Source organism: Skermanella aerolata KACC 11604 (assembly GCF_000936425.1).
Classification (GTDB): domain Bacteria; phylum Pseudomonadota; class Alphaproteobacteria; order Azospirillales; family Azospirillaceae; genus Skermanella; species Skermanella aerolata.
This window is the reverse complement of sequence record NZ_AVFK01000017.1, coordinates 33,485-49,190: the sequence shown is the minus strand read 5'-3', so window position 1 is coordinate 49,190 and position 15,706 is coordinate 33,485. Positions and strand designations below refer to the sequence as shown.

Below are 15,706 nucleotides of genomic sequence, written 5' to 3'. Positions count from 1 at the left end.
TTTTTCTACCACTCTCGAAAGTGGCACGGAGCTTGCTGATATAGGATACATCGGCGGAACGAGACGGACTGCCGACCAGCTTCAAACAAACCCTTGATCAGCGGAGAGCATCATGACCAACAACATCGGCGTCGAGCAGAGCGGCAAGTCGGGTGGTGACGCGTTCGGCCACTCCACCTCGGGCTCCTCGGCTCTCGGCGGCGCCGGCCTCGGCAGCGCGTCGGCCTTCGGCGGCTACGGCGGCGGTTCGGCCGAAGCCGGCGCTTCGGGCTTCGGTGGCGACGCCGGCTCCAACTCGGGCGCCCAGGGCGCGCTGGGCGGCGACGTCAGCGACAACACCTCGATCGGCTCGATCACGATCAACTCCTGATCACGATCGGGTTCGGGCCTGGCCCGGATCATGAAGAAGGCGCGGCACCCGATCGGGGGCCGCGCCTTCTTCCGTTCCGCCGCGTCCCGCAGTTACGGGCTGTGGCTGTGGGCCGCCGTGTCCTCCGGACCGCGCGGATGCGCTCCCGCCTTATCGAAGCCGCGCCGGATCGAGTAGAAGATGAACGCCACCGCAAGCGCGAAAACGATCAGCCCAAGGGAATAGAAAGTGCTGTCGGTCGCCCGCGATGCTACGAACAGCCCCAGGATGCCGATCACACCGACTATGCCGTTCGCGATCCATGTTCCGATTTGATCCATCATCCGCTCCTTGTGGTCTTTTCCGCTGGTCTGCCGATATGGGCAAGGCCGCATGACGCCGCCCGCCAAGTCGATCTTCTAACAAGTCGATCTTCTAATAGGGAAATCCGGCGCGCCGTGCAATCACCCGCCCGATATCCCGGATACAGACAGGACGGCCGGTAGTTCCATGACGAAGGACGTGCCCCGGCCGCTGGTTTCCGCCAGACGGATGTCGCCGCCATGGGTGCGGGCGACTTCCCGCGCGATGGCGAGACCGAGCCCGGTGCCTCCGGCACGGGCGGAACCGGCGAAGGGCAGGAACAGGTTCTCCCGCGCACGGGGCGGCAATCCGGGGCCGTTGTCGGCGACGGTGAGTTCCAGCCGGTCGCCCTCCCCGCTGCCGGCGGAGACGGTGATTTCGGTGGCGCCGGCCTCCAGCGCGTTGCGGCCCAGGTTGACCAGGGCGCGGGACAGTTGCTCGCGGTCGGCTTCCACGATAACGCCGTCGCCGACGCGGTTGACCCAGGAGACGCCGGCATCGCCGGCACGCGGCGTCAGTTCGGTCCCGACCTCGTCCACCAGTTCGGCCAGCGGAATCCGGGAGCGGCGGAGCGGCAGCACGCCGTCGCGGGAATAGGCCAGCGTCTGGCTGCACAGTTCGACCGCGCGGTCGATCGACTGCATCAGGCGGGGGGTCACGCGGCGAACCTCCGGGTCGTCGCTGGAGGCGAGGCGTTCGGACACCAGCGCCGCGGTCGACAGGATGTTGCGGAGGTCGTGGTTGATCTTGGTGACCGCCGTGCCGAGCGCGGCCAGCCGCTCCTTCTGGCGGAGCGCCGCGCGCAAGCTGGCCTGCATGTCGATCAGCTCGCGCTGGGCCATGCCGATCTCGTCGGCGCGGGACGTGTGCGGCAGGGTCGCGGCAGGGTCCTCGGGGTCGCGGCGGAAAGCCATCATGCTGGCAGTGATCCGCCGCATCGGACGGACCATCAGGGCGTTGAGGCTGAGGAAGACGAGGCCGGCGGTGATCAGCGATATCATCACCGACAGCAGCAGGATACGGCTGGCGAAGTCGATCATGTCGGCGCGGAGCGGCGCCTCGTCGAGCACCAGCTCGACGGTGGCGCGGGCGTCCTTGGGGGAGGCTCCGACGATCTTGATCACGCGATCGTCATGCCGGACCAGCACGCGGAGCGCGTCGCCGACCAAGTCGAACCACATGGATCGACGCAGGTCGTAGCTCTGCGCGGCCGGCGGCACGGCCGAAACGCCGAGCATGTAGATGCGCTCGTCCGACATCGCCAGATCGACGGCGTAGGCGCCGACATGGGTCAGCAGTTTCTGTTCAAGCTCACGCGTCACCATCTGGTCGGGCGCCGCCTCGATCGTCAGGGCCGCCAGATGACCGGCGGCCATGCGGCCTTCCAGCCAAGACTCGCGGAAACGGGCGACGGAGGGCGCGAAGATCAGCACTTCGGCCACCATGACGAACAGGATCGTCATCACCAGCAGCTTGGCCGAGAGGCTGCCGCGAAGGCTGCGCGATTTCATGGGTTTGGCCGGCGATCCGCTCCGTTGGACAGACCGACAGCTTATACCGGTATATCGCGCAAAATGAACCGAGTTAAGGACCGGGTCGGGACCAGGTTGTCGCGGTGTCAGCCGAACCAGGACAGGAAACGGACGAGGCCCCGGGTCCGGCCGCTGAACAGCTTGGGCGTATAGAAGGATCCGGCGGCCCGCTTGCCGGCCTCCCCCAGCGTCGGATACGGCGCTATCATCGAGGCGATGGCGCCGATCTTCAGCTTCTGCGAGATCGCGAGGCACCAGACCTGGATCAGTTCCCCGGCATGGGGGCCGACGATGGAGGCGCCGAGGATGCGGCCATTGGGCAGGGTCAGCACCTTGACCCTGCCCTCGGTCTCCCGCTCCGCCTGGGCGCGATCGTTCTCCTCGAAGTCCCAGGTGAGGACGCGGATGTCCTTGTGCGATTCACGCGCCTGGGCTTCGGTCAGGCCGACATGGGCCAGTTCCGGATCGGTATAGGTCACCCAGGGCAGCGCCGAGTAATCGACCTTGGCCGGCAGGCGGAACAGCACGTTCCGGATCACGATGCCGGCATGGTAGCCGGCGATGTGGGTGAACTGCGGTCCGCCGGCAACGTCGCCGACCGCGAAGACGCGGCGGTTGGTGGTGCGGAGACGGGCGTCCGTCGTGACACCCTTGGAAGAAAACTCGATCCCGGCGGCTTCGAGGCCGAGACCGTCGACATTGGCCTGGCGGCCGGCTGCCACCAGCAGGTCGGACCCTTCGATCCGGGTGCCGTCGGCAAGAACGGCGGCGATGCCGTTGCCGTGGCGTTCCACCTGGGCGATATCGACCTCCTCGCGCAGAACGACACCGTCGGCGACAAGGCGGCCGCGGACCACGGCGACGAGATCGGGATCGTCCTTGGGTAGAATGCTGCCTTTCTGGAGGACGGTGACGTCGGCGCCGAGGCGGCGGTGCGCCTGCGCCATCTCCACTCCGATGGGGCCGCCGCCGATCACGATCAGGTGCTCCGGCGCTGCTTTCCGCTCGAACACCGTCTCGTTGGTCAGGAAGGGCACGGCATCCAGGCCGGGGATGGGGGGATGGGAGGCGCGTGATCCCGTCGCCAGCACGAAGCGGCGGGCCTTGATCGTGGTGCCGCCGGCTTCCACCGTGTCGGGACCGGTGAAGCGGCCGTCGGCCTGGATGACCCTGACGCCGAGACCTTCGAACCGCTCGACGGAATCGTTGGGCGCTATCGCGGCGATCACGCCGTGGATGTGGTCGTGGACCCGGCCGAAGTCGATCTGCGGCTCATGGCCGTTGACGCCGAAGCGGCCGGCGTGGCGGATGGTATCGGCGGCGCGGCCCGCCGCGATCATGGATTTGGAGGGAACGCAGCCGTAATTCAGGCAATCGCCTCCCATTGCGCCGCGCTCGATCAGAACGGTGGAGGCTCCCATCTGGGCGGCGCCGGCCGCGACCGACAACCCGCCGGAGCCAGCTCCGATGACGCAGATATCCGTGTCGATGGTTGCCATGGTCACGCCTTTCCCTTGAATTTCTTGTAGACCACCGGAATCAGGGCCAGGAGCGACAGGCCGATGATCGGGAGCAGTATTTCCGGCTGGAAGATGATCCGCAGATCCGGGGTGCCGCCGGCGTCGAACACGGCTCCCAGCCCGTTGCCGACCGAGGCGTAGACGAAGCTGCCGGGAATGATGCCGACAAAGGTACCGAGCGCATAGGTCGTCAGCGGCACGCCAAGGAAGGCCGGCACCAGATTGACCAGCCAGAACGGGAACAGCGGGACCAACCGCAGCACCAGCAGGTAGCTGAGGGCGTTCTCGCGGAAGCCCGCCTCCAGCCGGCCGATCCAGGGACCGGCCCGGCGGCGCAGACCTTCGCCGAAGGCGGTGCGGGCGGCGAGGAAAACGCCGACGGCCCCGATCGTCGCTCCGATCACGACAAAGAAGCCGCCGAGCCAGGTTCCGAACAGGAATCCCCCGGCGATCGTCAGGACCAGGGCGCCGGGGATCGAGAAAGCGACGGCCAGCGCGTAGACGGCCATGAAGGCGAGCGGCGCCGTTACCGGATGGGCATCGACGAAGCCCTTCAGGAAATCGCGGTTTTCAGCCAGCGCTCCGAAGCTGAGATAGTGATGGAGGCCCAACGCGAAGAAGACCACGAGTCCGGCGGCCAGGGCAGCCAGTGGCAGGAAGCGCCCGGCGCCTCGCTTCTCGGTAGTTCGTTCGGTGGCGGCCATCAGGCGTCCAATCTGCAATGACGAAAGCGTCCTGCCAGAGGTAGCATCGGGGCAGATCACCGGCCAGTCACCTTGCCGTGAGCTTTCCGTGCGCGTCCGGTTATCCAAGTCAACTGCCAAGTCAACTGGATGAACCGCTATGGAGTTTCGCGATCATGGCTGAGAAAAAGGAGCGGCAGCGGACCGAAGTGGTCGAGCATGGCAATATCTGGTTCATCTATCGGCCCAAAGTCCGGGCGGAGGACGAACCGGAACAGGATGTCGATGGCATCGATGATGTCGAGCGCTTCCATATGGTGCTCCGGCCGGATGCCCGGTCAGGAGGTACTGCCCGCTTCCGCCTGATGACGATCGGCGCCAAGCGGCTGCCCGATACCGGTGAGCACGAACGTAACTGGGGGTTCGTCGATCTGGTGGCAAAATCGGCCGGGCAGGTGACCGAGGCGCTGGGCGAGGATCATTACGATACGAAGACGCGCGGCGAGCGCGTACGTCCTGCCGCGCGCCCAGCCGGCGAAGGCGTGTACGTGCTGGCGCGGACGGGCAGCAAGATGCATCTGGCGTACGCGCTGGAGCTTCCCGACAAACCGGGACCGGTCCAGAAGCAGCTCAACATCGAGCCGGAGGCAAGCTTCGCGCTCTCGATCAAGAACCCGGAGAAAGGATCGCCGCGCAATACCGGCTTGGACAGCGCCGAGAAGGCCGATTACCCGGACAAGCTTCAGGACGAGTTCCGCGACCGCCGCTTCGCGACCGAAGACCCGCGCCTGCTGGACTACGAAGGCGCCCAGTTCATCCTGATCGGGGCGGGCACGGATGTGAAGCGCGACCTTGGCATCGACCTGGAGCCGGAGGACGAGACGGAGGGGACGGCGGATATATTCAAGCAGCTCCGGCTGTCCAAGGGTAAGCACCCGATCGAGCCGCTGCTGAAGGGCGAATGGCGCTGACGGGCTTGCGTGGGGTGGTGATAGGGAAGACCATAAGGCATGGCTAGAGAGATCGTCATGCCAACGGCATCCTTATACGATATTGATTATTATGCATGGACACTGGAGCAGGCTGCCATCTTACGCGAGTTGACGCCCAAGCATCCCGACATGCCCCTCGACCATCTGCGGTTAGCCGATGAAATCGAAGGCTTGGGAAAAAGCTGTCTGCGGGCGGTATTGGAACTTCATCAGCAGATCGTCACCCATTTGCTCAAAATCCAGTTCGCGGCGATCCGGACGCCGGTACGGCACTGGCAGCGCGAGATCATGAACTTCCGGCTTCAATTGGCGGAAGACCTGACGCCGTCGCTGGAGCGGAAGCTGCTGGAGACCCTGCCGACGCGCTATGGGCTCGCCCGCAACCGCGCCATCGACGGGCTGGAATGCGATCAGCCGGATATCGCGGATATCCTGCCCCGCGATCTGCCCTATACCGTGGATCAGGTACTGGGGCGCGGCGCTCATGCCGGCTGGCTGCCGGCCGAACCTGCGGATTTCACGGCTTTCGGCTGAAACTTCCGCTCAACTGCCGTTGACTCTCGGACACCCTGCCCCTATACAGCGTGCTCGTTTTTCCAGTCTTTAGTTTTAACGGAGTGTGTCGTGAAACGCACGTACCAGCCGAGTAAGATCGTGCGCAAGCACCGGCACGGTTTTCGCGCCCGTATGGCTACCGTCGGTGGCCGCCGGGTTCTGTCCGCCCGCCGGGCCAAGGGCCGCAAGCGTCTGAGCGCTTAAGGTCAGATGCCGCCGGAATCGAGTGCGTCCGGCGTCGGGCGCCTCAAGCGGCGGCCGGAATTTCTGGCTGTAGCCGGTGCCCGCCGCAAGTGGGTAGCTCCCGGCCTGATCTTGCAAGCCCGCCGCCATGACGATCGCCAGCATCCCGATGCAGGCGAGGTGTCTTTGCGTGTGGGCTTCACGGCCAGCAAGAAGGTCGGCAACGCTGTAGCCCGCAACCGGGCGAAGCGCAGGCTGCGCGAACTCGCGCGGGAAATTCTTGCTGTCCACGGCTTGCCGGACAACGACTACGTGCTGATCGCGCGCGGCGAAACGCTGGTGCGCCCCTGGCCGGACCTGAAGCAGGATCTTACGACCTGTCTGAAGCGGCTGAAGGTCTGGCGCGCCGTGCCACGGCCGGCGGAGCCTTGACCCGGTGCGGCCTGATATGACCATATCTCCCGTGGCATGGCTGCTGCGCGCGATGGTTACAGCGTATCAGTGGACCTTGGCTCCGATTCTGGGCAACAACTGCCGTTTCGAACCAAGCTGTTCCAACTACGCTCTGGAAGCCCTATCTAAGCACGGCGCGATCCGTGGCGGCCTGCTGGCCGCCTGGCGAATCCTGCGGTGCAATCCGTGGGGCGGAGCGGGCTGGGACCCGGTACCGGATACCGGTCACCACAAGAACGATAACATTCATAACAGATGCGACCACGGCAGGGACTGACCAGGATCCATGACTGACCAGCGCAACCTCCTCGTGGCGATCCTGCTGTCGATCGTCATCCTGCTCGGATTTCAGTACTTCTACGAAATCCCGCGCATGGAACAGCGCAAGGCGGAACTGGCGCAGCAGCGCGCGGAAGAACAAGCCCGCCTGCCCGCTCCGACCACTCCGGACGGTGTCACCGCTCCCGGTTCCCCCGTTCCGATCCCAGGCGCCACGGCGCCGGCCATCGGCGCTCCGCGCGACCGCGCCGAGATCGTCGCCGCCGGCCAGCGCATCAAGATCGACACGCCCCGCCTCCACGGCACCATCTCGACCATCGGCGCCCGCGTCGACGACCTGACGCTGGCCGACTACCATGTGACGCCGGAACCGGGCAGTCCGGAAATCGTCCTGCTGTCGCCTGCCGGGACCAGCCAGCCCTACTACGCCGAGTTCGGCTGGGTGCCGGCCGCCGAAACCAATCAGCCGGTGCCGGGCCAGAACACTCAGTGGTCGGCCCCCGCCGAACCCCTGACGCCCGACCAGCCGGTCACGATGACCTGGGACAATGGCCAGGGCCTGGTGTTCGAGAAGACCTTCACGGTCGATCAGAACTACCTGTTCACGGTAACCCAGCGGGTCCGCAACAACACCGGTGAGCCGGTGACGATGGTTCCCTACGGCTTGGTCTCCCGCCACGGCATCCCGCCGACGCTGGGCTACTATATCCTGCACGAAGGCCCGCTGGGCGTCTTCAACGGCACCCTGCACGAGCACAAGTACGGCGATATCAAGGAAGACGGCAACATCAGCTACCAGAGCACCGGTGGCTGGATGGGCATCACCGACAAGTACTGGCTGGTGTCGCTGGTTCCGGACCAGAACGCACCTGTCGACGCGCGGGTGCGTCATACGACCGCCAACGGCCAGGATCGTTTCCAGGTCGACTACACCGGCCAGGCCATCACCGTGGCTCCCGGCCAGAGCGCCGAGACGACCAACCGCCTGTTCGCCGGCGCCAAGCAGGTCAAGCTGCTGGACGCCTATGCCGAGCAGTACGGCATCAAGAACTTCGACCTCGCGATCGACTTCGGCTGGTTCTACTTCCTGACCAAGCCGTTCTTCTACGCGCTGGATTTCCTCGGCACGCTGTTCGGCAACTTCGGCGTCGCGATCCTGGTGCTGACCGTCTTCGTCAAGGCGGCCTTCTTCCCCCTGGCCAACAAGTCCTACAAGGCCATGAGCAAGATGAAGGCCTTGCAGCCGGAGATGACCAAGATCCGCGAGCGGTTCGGCGACGACCGCCAGCGGATGAGCCAGGAGATGATGGCGCTTTACAAGCGCGAGAAGGCCAACCCTGTCAGCGGCTGCCTGCCGATCGTCATCCAGATCCCGGTGTTCTTCGCGCTCTACAAGGTGCTGTTCGTCACCATCGAGATGCGTCACGCGCCGTTCTTCGGCTGGATCCACGACCTTTCGGCTCCCGATCCGACGACCATTTTCAACCTGTTCGGGCTGATCCCCTGGACGCCGCCGACCATGCTGCAACTCGGCATTTGGCCGATTATCATGGGTATCACCATGTTCCTTCAGCAGAAGTTGAACCCGGCGCCGCCCGATCCGGTGCAGGCGAAGGTCTTCATGGCGCTGCCCTTCGTGTTCACCTTCATGCTGGCCAGCTTCCCGGCCGGTCTGGTGATCTACTGGGCCTGGAACAACTCGCTGTCGATCCTCCAGCAATGGATGATCATGCGGCGAATGGGCGTCAAGGTTTAAGCCGGACCATTTACCGACAGCGCCGCCCCGGGAAACCGCGGCGGCGCTTGTCGTTTTAGATTCAGAGAGAAGTCGAGACCATGAGCGACAGCGTGACCGGCCAGATCATCCCGACACTGATGCCCGAACAGGACGAAGCCGGCATGGAACGGGGCCGACTGCTGTTTGCCCAGGAATGCAACTTCATTTGGGGCGCCGCCGATCAGGCCAACCTGCCCGAAGCGTCCCTGCCGGAGATCGCCTTCGCCGGCCGCTCCAACGTCGGCAAGTCGAGCCTCGTCAACGTGCTGACGGGCCGCAAGACGCTGGCCCGCACGTCCAATACGCCGGGCCGCACCCAGCAGCTCAACTTCTTCGACCTGGGCGGCCGGCTGATCCTGGTCGATCTGCCCGGCTACGGCTATGCCAAGGAGTCGAAGACCAAGGTCAATGCCTGGACGAAGCTGGTGAAGGACTATCTGCGTGGCCGGGTGACGCTGCGCCGGATCTGCCTGCTGATCGACGGCCGCCACGGGCTGAAGCCCAACGACATCGAGATCATGGACATGCTGGACAAGTCGGCCGTGCCGTACCAGATCGTCCTGACCAAGATGGACAAGGTCAAGAAGGCCGATCAGGCCGAAGTGCGGGAAAAAACGGCTGCCGGCCTGAAGAAGCATGCAGCGGCCCATCCGGAGGTCGCCTTCACCAGTGCGGAGGACGGGACAGGCGTCGCGGAACTCCGCGCCAGCCTGGCGACGCTGGCGGATTCCTGAAAACGCCTTTGGCGGAACAGCGGGTTTGGCCGGATCAGGGGTGTTGCGGTTGAATCACTTGCATTGGGAAACGCGTCTGTCGCAAAACCGGGTCTAGCAGGCACCGTCCCTTTGACTTAGAGTCCCGCGCCATGAGCGAACCGAACGACACCCCCGCCACGCCGCAGCTTACCCGCGAGGAATGGCTCGCCAAGGCCCGGACGCTGTCCGAAGCCCTTCCCTATATGCGCCGGTATTCCGGCCGTACATTCGTGATCAAGTACGGCGGTCACGCAATGGGCGACGAGTCGCTGGGCGAGCTGTTCGCACGCGACGTCGTGCTGCTGAAGCAGGTCGGCATCAACCCCGTGGTCGTCCACGGCGGCGGGCCGCAGATCGGCGCGATGCTCAACCGGCTGAAGATCAACAGCTCGTTCGTCGATGGCCTGCGGGTGACCGACAAGGAGACGGTCGACATCGTCGAGATGGTCCTGTCCGGCTCGATCAACAAGCAGATCGTCTCCGCGATCAACAACCAGGGCGGCAAGGCCGTGGGCCTGTCGGGCAAGGACGCCAACCTGATCAGTGCCCGCAAGCTGCGCCGGACCCAGCGCGACACCGACAGCAACATAGAGAACATCCTCGACCTCGGTTTCGTCGGCGAGCCGTATCAGGTCAACCCCCAGATCCTCGAGACCTTCGAGAAGTCCGACATCATTCCGGTGATCGCTCCGATCGGGATGGGACGCAACGGCGAGACTTACAACATCAACGCCGACACCGCCGCCGGCGCCGTGGCGGCCGCCTTGGGCGCCACCCGCCTGTTCCTGCTGACGGACGTCGCCGGCGTGCTGGACAAGCAGAAGAACCTGATCTCCGACATGTCGCTGGAAGACGCGCGCGGCTACATGACCGACGGCACGATCAGCGGCGGCATGATCCCGAAGATCGAGACCTGCATCTCGGCGGTGGAACAGGGCGTGGACGCCGCCGTCATCCTCGACGGCCGCGTCCCCCATGCCCTGCTGCTGGAAATCTTCACCGAAGGCGGCGCCGGCACGCTGATCGGCCGGGAGTAGGCGACACGCCGTCAGGCGCCGCTCAGCGCGGCGCCTGGTTCTGGATGGCGCGGTCGAGAATCTCGCGGACGACCGCGTCCTCGCTCCGCTTGGTCGCCATGGCGGTGCCGCGCACGATGGCGTCGGTCAGGTCCATGGCGCGGGTCAGGTCGACCCGCCAGTCGCCGCCCTCGCGGACGAAGTCCGCCGGGACCATGACGGGGCGCTGGTTCACGACCAGCGTGCCGCTGGCGCGGTCGCCGCGCACCGATACCTTTTCCATACCCGCCTGGGTGATGACATTGGGGCCGAGCCAGTTGTTCTGGAGGCCGAACTCGACGATCTGCGCCGGGGTCATCCGCTTCAGGTCCGCCGGCTTCAGGAAGCGCTGAAGTCCCATGGCGCCGAACTTCTCCGATGGCGGCAATCCCATGATGTCGCCGCTGAGCGCCGCCTTGCGCGTCCGCTCGACGCGGGCAATGCTGTCCCTGGACAGCAGTTCCAGCACGCTCCGGCCATCCTTCGCCAGCAATGCCTGCCGGGCCGCGATGAAGGTTTCGCTTACCGCCGTCACGTCCTGACCAGCCGCAACCTGTGCACTGGCCGGGGCACCGTGGGGAAGCCCGGCGCTCACGCCCGCCCCCACCAGGATCAATACGCCCATTGCCGCGTTGCGCATCGCCGCCACAGTCTTCATTCCGCTCATATCCGTCAAAACCGCCGAAGCGGTGATAAGTTGAATAGCTTGACGATAATACATGATTGCGGCGCCATGGAGGCGCAATGCCCGCTTTCGAAAGCGGTTATGGAGAGACTTGCCGGATTGCCTGCGCCGCGCCATTGTCACCCCATGACCCAGCCCCAGAGCCAAACCGCCGCCCATACCCGCCGGCCCACGCCGCTATCGTCGATCAAGGTGTGGATCTTCGATCTCGACAATACGCTCTACCCGGCGGCCAGCAACCTGTTCAACCAGATCGACCAGCGGATGACGGAGTTCATCGGCGAGCGCTTCGACCTGCCCTGGGACGAGGCGCGGCGGCGGCAGAAGCAGTATTTCCGCGACTACGGCACGACGCTGCGCGGCCTGATGACCGAGCACGACGTCGATCCGATCGCCTTCATGGACTATGTCCACGATATCGACGTGACGCCGGTGAACCCCAGCCCCGAGCTGGACACGGCGCTGGAACGGCTGCCGGGCCGCAAGGTGATCTACACCAACGGGTCGTGCCGGCATGCCGACAACGTGCTGGGCCGGCTGGGCATCGCGCGGCATTTCGACGTGATCTACGACATCGTCGCCGCCGGCTACGTGCCCAAGCCCGACCCGCGTCCTTATGCCCATCTGATCGACCTGCACGGCATCGATCCCCAGGGCGCGTGCATGGTCGAGGACATCGCCCGCAACCTGGTCCCGGCGGCAGCCCTGGGCATGACGACGGTCTGGGTCAGGTCGGAGGTCGATTACGCCCGCCCGGACCGGGGGGGAGTCGGCACCGGCGACCATATCGACCATGCGGTGGACGATCTGACGGTCTGGCTGAGCGACCTGACTTCGGCGGCAAACCCGCCCGGTTGAGCTATATCTCTATCTTGCCGGTCACCAGTGGGCAGTTGACAGTAGGATTGCCGGTGACCCATGTTCCGGTTCCATCGCTCCTGTCACCGCCTTGAAGCCGGACCTGAACCCACCATGACCACCGATCTCCAGAACGCCATCGAAACCGCCTGGGAAAACCGCGACCAGCTCAACACCGGAACCAAGGGCGCCGTCCGCGATGCCGTGGAAACGGCGCTGGCGGGTCTGGACGAGGGCCGCTTCCGCGTGGCGGAGCGCAAAGGCGACGACTGGCAGGTCAACCAGTGGCTCAAGAAGGCCGTGCTGCTGTCGTTCCGCCTGAACGACATGACGACGATCCCCGGCGGCCCGGTCGACCCGGTCCTGGGCCAGTCGGTGTGGTTCGACAAGGTGCCGTCCAAGTTCGCCGGCTGGGACGACGCCCGTTTCCGGGACGCCGGCTTCCGCGCCGTTCCCAACGCAGTGGTCCGCCGCTCCGCCTATATCGCCCCCGGCGTCGTCCTGATGCCGAGCTTCGTCAACATCGGCGCCTACGTCGACAGCGGCACGATGGTCGATACCTGGGCCACGGTCGGGTCGTGCGCCCAGATCGGGAAGAACTGCCATATCTCCGGCGGCGCCGGCATCGGCGGCGTGCTGGAGCCGCTCCAGGCCGGCCCGGTCATCATCGAGGACAACTGCTTCATCGGCGCTCGCGCCGAGGTGGCGGAAGGCGTCCGGGTCGAGACCGGCTCCGTGCTGTCGATGGGCGTCTATCTCGGCGCTTCCACCAAGATCGTGAACCGCGAAACGGGCGAGATCCTGTACGGCCGCGTGCCGCCCTATTCCGTCGTCGTGTCCGGCACGATGCCCGGCAAGGCGCTGCCGGACGGCAGCCCCGGCCCCAGCCTGTACTGCGCCGTGATCGTCAAGCAGGTCGATGAGCGGACCCGGTCCAAGACTTCGATCAACGAACTTCTGCGCGCCTGATGACCTCCGTGCAGGTTGCCGATCCGGTCGAGCTGACCCAGGCGCTGGTCCGCTGCCCGAGCGTCACTCCCGCCGATGCCGGAGCGCTCGACGTCCTGGTCCAGGCGCTGGAGCCGCTGGGCTTCGTCTGCCACCGGCTGACCTTCGAAGCCGAGGGCACGCCGCCGATCGACAACCTGTACGCAAGGCTGGGCACCTCCGGCCCCAACCTCTGCTTTGCCGGCCACACCGATGTCGTGCCGCCGGGCGATCCTTCCGCCTGGGCTGCCGATCCGTTCGGCGGAAAGATCGCCGACGGCAAGCTTTACGGCCGGGGCACATCGGACATGAAGGCGGCCATCGCCGCATTCGTCGCGGCTGCGGGACGGAGAGTGGCGGCCAAGGGCGCCCCGGCGGGGTCGATCAGCCTGCTGATCACCGGCGACGAGGAAGGTCCCGCCATCAACGGTACGGCCAAGGTGCTGGACTGGCTGGCTAAAAACGGCGAGGTGCTGGATGCCTGCATCGTGGGCGAGCCGACCAACCCCAACTACCTTGGAGAGATGATCAAGGTCGGCCGGCGCGGCAGCATTACAGGATATCTGACGGTCCACGGCACCCAGGGCCATGTCGCCTATCCGCATCTGGCCGACAACCCCCTGCCCCGCCTGGTCAGGATGCTGGCCGCCCTGACGGCCGAGCCGCTGGACCGGGGCAACGAGCACTTCCAGCCCTCCACGCTGGCGATCACGACGATCGATGTCGGCAATCCGGCCGACAACGTGATCCCGGCCAGGGGGTCCGCCAGCTTCAATATCCGCTTCAACGACGAGCATACGTCCGATACGCTGAAGGACTGGATACGCCGGACCTGCGACGGCGTCGGGGGTCCTTACGATCTCAGCTTCCGAGTCAGCGGCGAGTCCTTCCTGACTCTTCCAGGGCGCTTGAGCGATCTGGTCGCCAGCGCCATCCAGCGCGTGACGGGACACCGGCCGGAACTCAGCACCACCGGCGGAACGTCCGATGCCCGTTTCATCAAGAACCATTGTCCGGTGGTGGAGTTCGGCATCGTCGGCCAGACCATGCACAAGGTCGACGAGCATGTCGCCGTGGCCGACCTGGAAAAGCTGACCGACGTCTACGAGGCCGTTATCGACGGCTTCTTCGGCCGGGACGGCGCCCCTCACGAGAATGCGAGCCCCAGGGCATGACGTTGACGGCACGGGAAACGGTCTATTCGATCTTCGGCGCATACCGGCTCGCGATGCTGGACAAGACGGGGCTCAGCTATCTCGACCGCTCGCCCGAAGGCGCGATCCGTTCGTTCAGTGCCGCCCTGATCGTCCTGCCGGCCTATGCTGTTCTGGTCGTCCTGCGACTGTGGGACGTCCTGCCGGATGTCTCGCTGCTCCGCTTCGTCACGGTCGAAGGCCTCGCCTATGTCATAAGCTGGACCGCCTTCCCGCTGGTGATGTTCCACATCTCGGGACTGCTCGACCGCTCGGGACGGTATTTCGACTTCCTCAGCGCCTACAACTGGTCGTCCGTCATCCAGATGGGCGTCTACCTGCCCGTGGTCGCGATCGCCGATTCAGGCTTGTTGCCCGAAGGCCTGGGCGAAGGGCTGGTGCTCGCCGTCACGATGCTGGTGCTGATGTACCAGTGGTTCATCGCCCGGACCACGCTGGACATAAACGGCGGCTCCGCTGCCGGCGTCGTCCTGCTCGACATGATCCTCGCGGTCTTCATCACCGGCGTCGCGGACGGGATGCTGAGCTGAGGCTCGGCCCCGTGATGACGATGCTCGCTAGGGTCATGGGGAATCGGATTAAAACATCCTGCATATAAAATATTCCGCGCATTGGAGATACAGTGCAATGCGCTCCATGCCGTCCTATCGGCCGGACTAAGCTGATCGGATGGCTTACAAGCAGTACCGGATCGGGGTAGCTTCGCGGCTGCAACGAGGCCTGTAGATTAAGACCTTCAAGAGATTTCAAAACCCGAGGCATGGCACCGGAATGATAAGAGTTCTGCACATCGACGAGAACAGCGCCGACCGTGCCCGTCTGATCAAGATAGCTCCAACCGATTCATTTACGATCATTGGCTCCCATAGCGGTATCAAGGAAGCGGTCGAGGCTGGAAACAGCGAAATCGCCTGCGCCGATATCGTGATCCTCGGGACCGTGGCCGGAAGCAGCATCGAGGACGGCATCAAGTCCCTGAAAGCGATCGCACCGGTGAAGCCGGTGGTGGTCCTGATCGACCGCTTCTCCCTGGACAGCCTTGGCGCCGCGTTCGAGGCGGGCGCCATGGGATACCTGATCAAGTCGATCTCCCAGGAAGCGCTGTTCGAGTCGATCATGCTGGTGATCCTCGGCGAGAAGGTATTCCCCGCCCAGCTGGCCGATCTGCTGGTCGAGAAGACACCGCATGCCCTCGACCCCGGCCTTGCGGAGCGCCGCCGGGCGCTGACCGCCAAGGAGTTGCAGGTCATGGGCTATGTCAAGCTCGGCTACAGCAACAAGCAGATCGCCCGCGTCCTCGGAATTGCCGACATCACCGTCCGGCTCCACATAAACAATGCATTCCGCAAGATGAACGTGAAGAACCGGATACAGGGCGCCCTATGGATGATCGAGCACGAGTCCGAGCTGGGCGGCGGTTCTGAAAAGCAGCAAATCACTCAGTAAAAGATCACTCGGCAGCAGAT

At 64.9% G+C, this 15,706-nt stretch carries 19 protein-coding genes; 14 read left to right on the top strand and 5 right to left on the bottom strand.

Annotation, left to right across the window (positions count from 1 at the left end):
* The first annotated feature begins 112 nt into the window (after nt 1–112).
* Nucleotides 113–370 carry a hypothetical protein gene (locus tag N826_RS20145; RefSeq protein ID WP_044431803.1) on the top strand — a complete coding sequence of 86 codons (258 nt, stop codon included), beginning with the start codon at nt 113–115 and terminating at the stop codon, nt 368–370.
* 92 nt (nt 371–462) lie between these two features.
* Here the strand turns inward: N826_RS20145 and N826_RS20140 are convergent, their stop codons facing one another.
* From N826_RS20140 to N826_RS20125, 4 genes are all read right to left on the bottom strand, one after another.
* Nucleotides 463–693, bottom strand: a complete 231-nt coding sequence (locus tag N826_RS20140; RefSeq protein WP_044431801.1) for a hypothetical protein — start codon at nt 691–693, stop codon at nt 463–465.
* Nucleotides 694–813: 120 nt separating this feature from the next.
* Nucleotides 814–2,223, bottom strand: coding sequence for a sensor histidine kinase (locus N826_RS20135; RefSeq protein ID WP_044431800.1), 1,410 nt, complete (start codon nt 2,221–2,223; stop codon nt 814–816).
* A gap of 107 nt (nt 2,224–2,330) precedes the next feature.
* Nucleotides 2,331–3,743, bottom strand: coding sequence for a dihydrolipoyl dehydrogenase family protein (locus N826_RS20130; protein ID WP_044431799.1), 1,413 nt, complete (start codon nt 3,741–3,743; stop codon nt 2,331–2,333).
* A 2-nt stretch (nt 3,744–3,745) separates the two neighbouring features.
* A complete protein-coding gene (locus N826_RS20125; protein WP_044431797.1) occupies nt 3,746–4,468 on the bottom strand; it encodes a TVP38/TMEM64 family protein in 723 nt (240 codons plus the stop codon).
* 155 nt (nt 4,469–4,623) lie between these two features.
* Here N826_RS20125 and N826_RS20120 point away from each other — a divergent pair, with 155 nt between their 5' ends.
* The 8 genes from N826_RS20120 (at nt 4,624) to argB (ending at nt 10,478) form a co-directional block, all read left to right on the top strand.
* Nucleotides 4,624–5,418 (top strand): hypothetical protein, encoded by a 795-nt coding sequence (locus N826_RS20120; protein WP_044431795.1) that lies wholly within the window; start codon nt 4,624–4,626, stop codon nt 5,416–5,418.
* Between the two features lie 39 nt (nt 5,419–5,457).
* Nucleotides 5,458–5,973 (top strand): DUF29 domain-containing protein, encoded by a 516-nt coding sequence (locus N826_RS40325; RefSeq protein WP_084720935.1) that lies wholly within the window; start codon nt 5,458–5,460, stop codon nt 5,971–5,973.
* A gap of 90 nt (nt 5,974–6,063) precedes the next feature.
* Nucleotides 6,064–6,198, top strand: a complete 135-nt coding sequence (rpmH, locus tag N826_RS41795; protein ID WP_084720933.1) for a 50S ribosomal protein L34 — start codon at nt 6,064–6,066, stop codon at nt 6,196–6,198.
* A gap of 6 nt (nt 6,199–6,204) precedes the next feature.
* Nucleotides 6,205–6,609, top strand: a complete 405-nt coding sequence (gene rnpA, locus N826_RS20110) for a ribonuclease P protein component (protein WP_044431793.1) — start codon at nt 6,205–6,207, stop codon at nt 6,607–6,609.
* Between the two features lie 16 nt (nt 6,610–6,625).
* Nucleotides 6,626–6,907, top strand: a complete 282-nt coding sequence (gene yidD / locus N826_RS20105) for a membrane protein insertion efficiency factor YidD (RefSeq protein WP_044431791.1) — start codon at nt 6,626–6,628, stop codon at nt 6,905–6,907.
* Between the two features lie 9 nt (nt 6,908–6,916).
* Nucleotides 6,917–8,665 carry a membrane protein insertase YidC gene (gene yidC, locus N826_RS20100; RefSeq protein ID WP_044431790.1) on the top strand — a complete coding sequence of 583 codons (1,749 nt, stop codon included), beginning with the start codon at nt 6,917–6,919 and terminating at the stop codon, nt 8,663–8,665.
* Nucleotides 8,666–8,745: 80 nt separating this feature from the next.
* Nucleotides 8,746–9,420 carry a ribosome biogenesis GTP-binding protein YihA/YsxC gene (yihA, locus tag N826_RS20095; protein ID WP_052831661.1) on the top strand — a complete coding sequence of 225 codons (675 nt, stop codon included), beginning with the start codon at nt 8,746–8,748 and terminating at the stop codon, nt 9,418–9,420.
* Nucleotides 9,421–9,551: 131 nt separating this feature from the next.
* Entirely contained in the window at nt 9,552–10,478 is a 927-nt protein-coding gene (gene argB, locus N826_RS20090; RefSeq protein ID WP_044431789.1) for an acetylglutamate kinase, read from the top strand.
* A 22-nt stretch (nt 10,479–10,500) separates the two neighbouring features.
* Here argB and N826_RS20085 read toward each other — a convergent pair whose 3' ends face one another.
* Nucleotides 10,501–11,154, bottom strand: coding sequence for a hypothetical protein (locus N826_RS20085; RefSeq protein ID WP_052831658.1), 654 nt, complete (start codon nt 11,152–11,154; stop codon nt 10,501–10,503).
* A 153-nt stretch (nt 11,155–11,307) separates the two neighbouring features.
* Between N826_RS20085 and N826_RS20080 the strand changes: the two genes are divergently transcribed.
* From N826_RS20080 to N826_RS20060, 5 genes are all read left to right on the top strand, one after another.
* Nucleotides 11,308–12,039, top strand: a complete 732-nt coding sequence (locus N826_RS20080; protein WP_044431787.1) for a pyrimidine 5'-nucleotidase — start codon at nt 11,308–11,310, stop codon at nt 12,037–12,039.
* A gap of 114 nt (nt 12,040–12,153) precedes the next feature.
* On the top strand, nt 12,154–13,008 hold the full coding sequence (gene dapD / locus N826_RS20075; protein WP_044431785.1) for a 2,3,4,5-tetrahydropyridine-2,6-dicarboxylate N-succinyltransferase: 855 nt from the start codon (nt 12,154–12,156) through the stop codon (nt 13,006–13,008).
* A complete protein-coding gene (gene dapE, locus N826_RS20070; protein ID WP_044431783.1) occupies nt 13,008–14,201 on the top strand; it encodes a succinyl-diaminopimelate desuccinylase in 1,194 nt (397 codons plus the stop codon). Before dapD ends, dapE begins: the two co-directional genes overlap by 1 nt.
* Nucleotides 14,198–14,770 (top strand): hypothetical protein, encoded by a 573-nt coding sequence (locus N826_RS20065; RefSeq protein ID WP_044431782.1) that lies wholly within the window; start codon nt 14,198–14,200, stop codon nt 14,768–14,770. Before dapE ends, N826_RS20065 begins: the two co-directional genes overlap by 4 nt.
* Nucleotides 14,771–15,011: 241 nt before the next feature.
* Complete coding sequence (locus N826_RS20060) at nt 15,012–15,686, top strand: response regulator transcription factor (protein WP_044431780.1); 675 nt, start codon at nt 15,012–15,014, stop codon at nt 15,684–15,686.
* Nucleotides 15,687–15,706: the final 20 nt, after the last annotated feature.

What these genes read in the sequence shown, in the direction of transcription:
- N826_RS20145 (WP_044431803.1), top strand. Translation starts at nt 113, where the DNA reads ATGACCAACAACATCGGCGTCGAGCAGAGCGGCAAGTCGGGTGGTGAC.
- N826_RS20140 (WP_044431801.1), bottom strand. Translation starts at nt 693, where the DNA reads ATGATGGATCAAATCGGAACATGGATCGCGAACGGCATAGTCGGTGTG.
- N826_RS20135 (WP_044431800.1), bottom strand. Translation starts at nt 2,223, where the DNA reads ATGAAATCGCGCAGCCTTCGCGGCAGCCTCTCGGCCAAGCTGCTGGTG.
- N826_RS20130 (WP_044431799.1), bottom strand. Translation starts at nt 3,743, where the DNA reads ATGGCAACCATCGACACGGATATCTGCGTCATCGGAGCTGGCTCCGGC.
- N826_RS20125 (WP_044431797.1), bottom strand. Translation starts at nt 4,468, where the DNA reads ATGGCCGCCACCGAACGAACTACCGAGAAGCGAGGCGCCGGGCGCTTC.
- N826_RS20120 (WP_044431795.1), top strand. Translation starts at nt 4,624, where the DNA reads ATGGCTGAGAAAAAGGAGCGGCAGCGGACCGAAGTGGTCGAGCATGGC.
- N826_RS40325 (WP_084720935.1), top strand. Translation starts at nt 5,458, where the DNA reads ATGGCTAGAGAGATCGTCATGCCAACGGCATCCTTATACGATATTGAT.
- rnpA (WP_044431793.1), top strand. Translation starts at nt 6,205, where the DNA reads ATGCCGCCGGAATCGAGTGCGTCCGGCGTCGGGCGCCTCAAGCGGCGG.
- yidD (WP_044431791.1), top strand. Translation starts at nt 6,626, where the DNA reads ATGACCATATCTCCCGTGGCATGGCTGCTGCGCGCGATGGTTACAGCG.
- yidC (WP_044431790.1), top strand. Translation starts at nt 6,917, where the DNA reads ATGACTGACCAGCGCAACCTCCTCGTGGCGATCCTGCTGTCGATCGTC.
- yihA (WP_052831661.1), top strand. Translation starts at nt 8,746, where the DNA reads ATGAGCGACAGCGTGACCGGCCAGATCATCCCGACACTGATGCCCGAA.
- argB (WP_044431789.1), top strand. Translation starts at nt 9,552, where the DNA reads ATGAGCGAACCGAACGACACCCCCGCCACGCCGCAGCTTACCCGCGAG.
- N826_RS20085 (WP_052831658.1), bottom strand. Translation starts at nt 11,154, where the DNA reads ATGAAGACTGTGGCGGCGATGCGCAACGCGGCAATGGGCGTATTGATC.
- N826_RS20080 (WP_044431787.1), top strand. Translation starts at nt 11,308, where the DNA reads ATGACCCAGCCCCAGAGCCAAACCGCCGCCCATACCCGCCGGCCCACG.
- dapD (WP_044431785.1), top strand. Translation starts at nt 12,154, where the DNA reads ATGACCACCGATCTCCAGAACGCCATCGAAACCGCCTGGGAAAACCGC.
- dapE (WP_044431783.1), top strand. Translation starts at nt 13,008, where the DNA reads ATGACCTCCGTGCAGGTTGCCGATCCGGTCGAGCTGACCCAGGCGCTG.
- N826_RS20065 (WP_044431782.1), top strand. Translation starts at nt 14,198, where the DNA reads ATGACGTTGACGGCACGGGAAACGGTCTATTCGATCTTCGGCGCATAC.
- N826_RS20060 (WP_044431780.1), top strand. Translation starts at nt 15,012, where the DNA reads ATGATAAGAGTTCTGCACATCGACGAGAACAGCGCCGACCGTGCCCGT.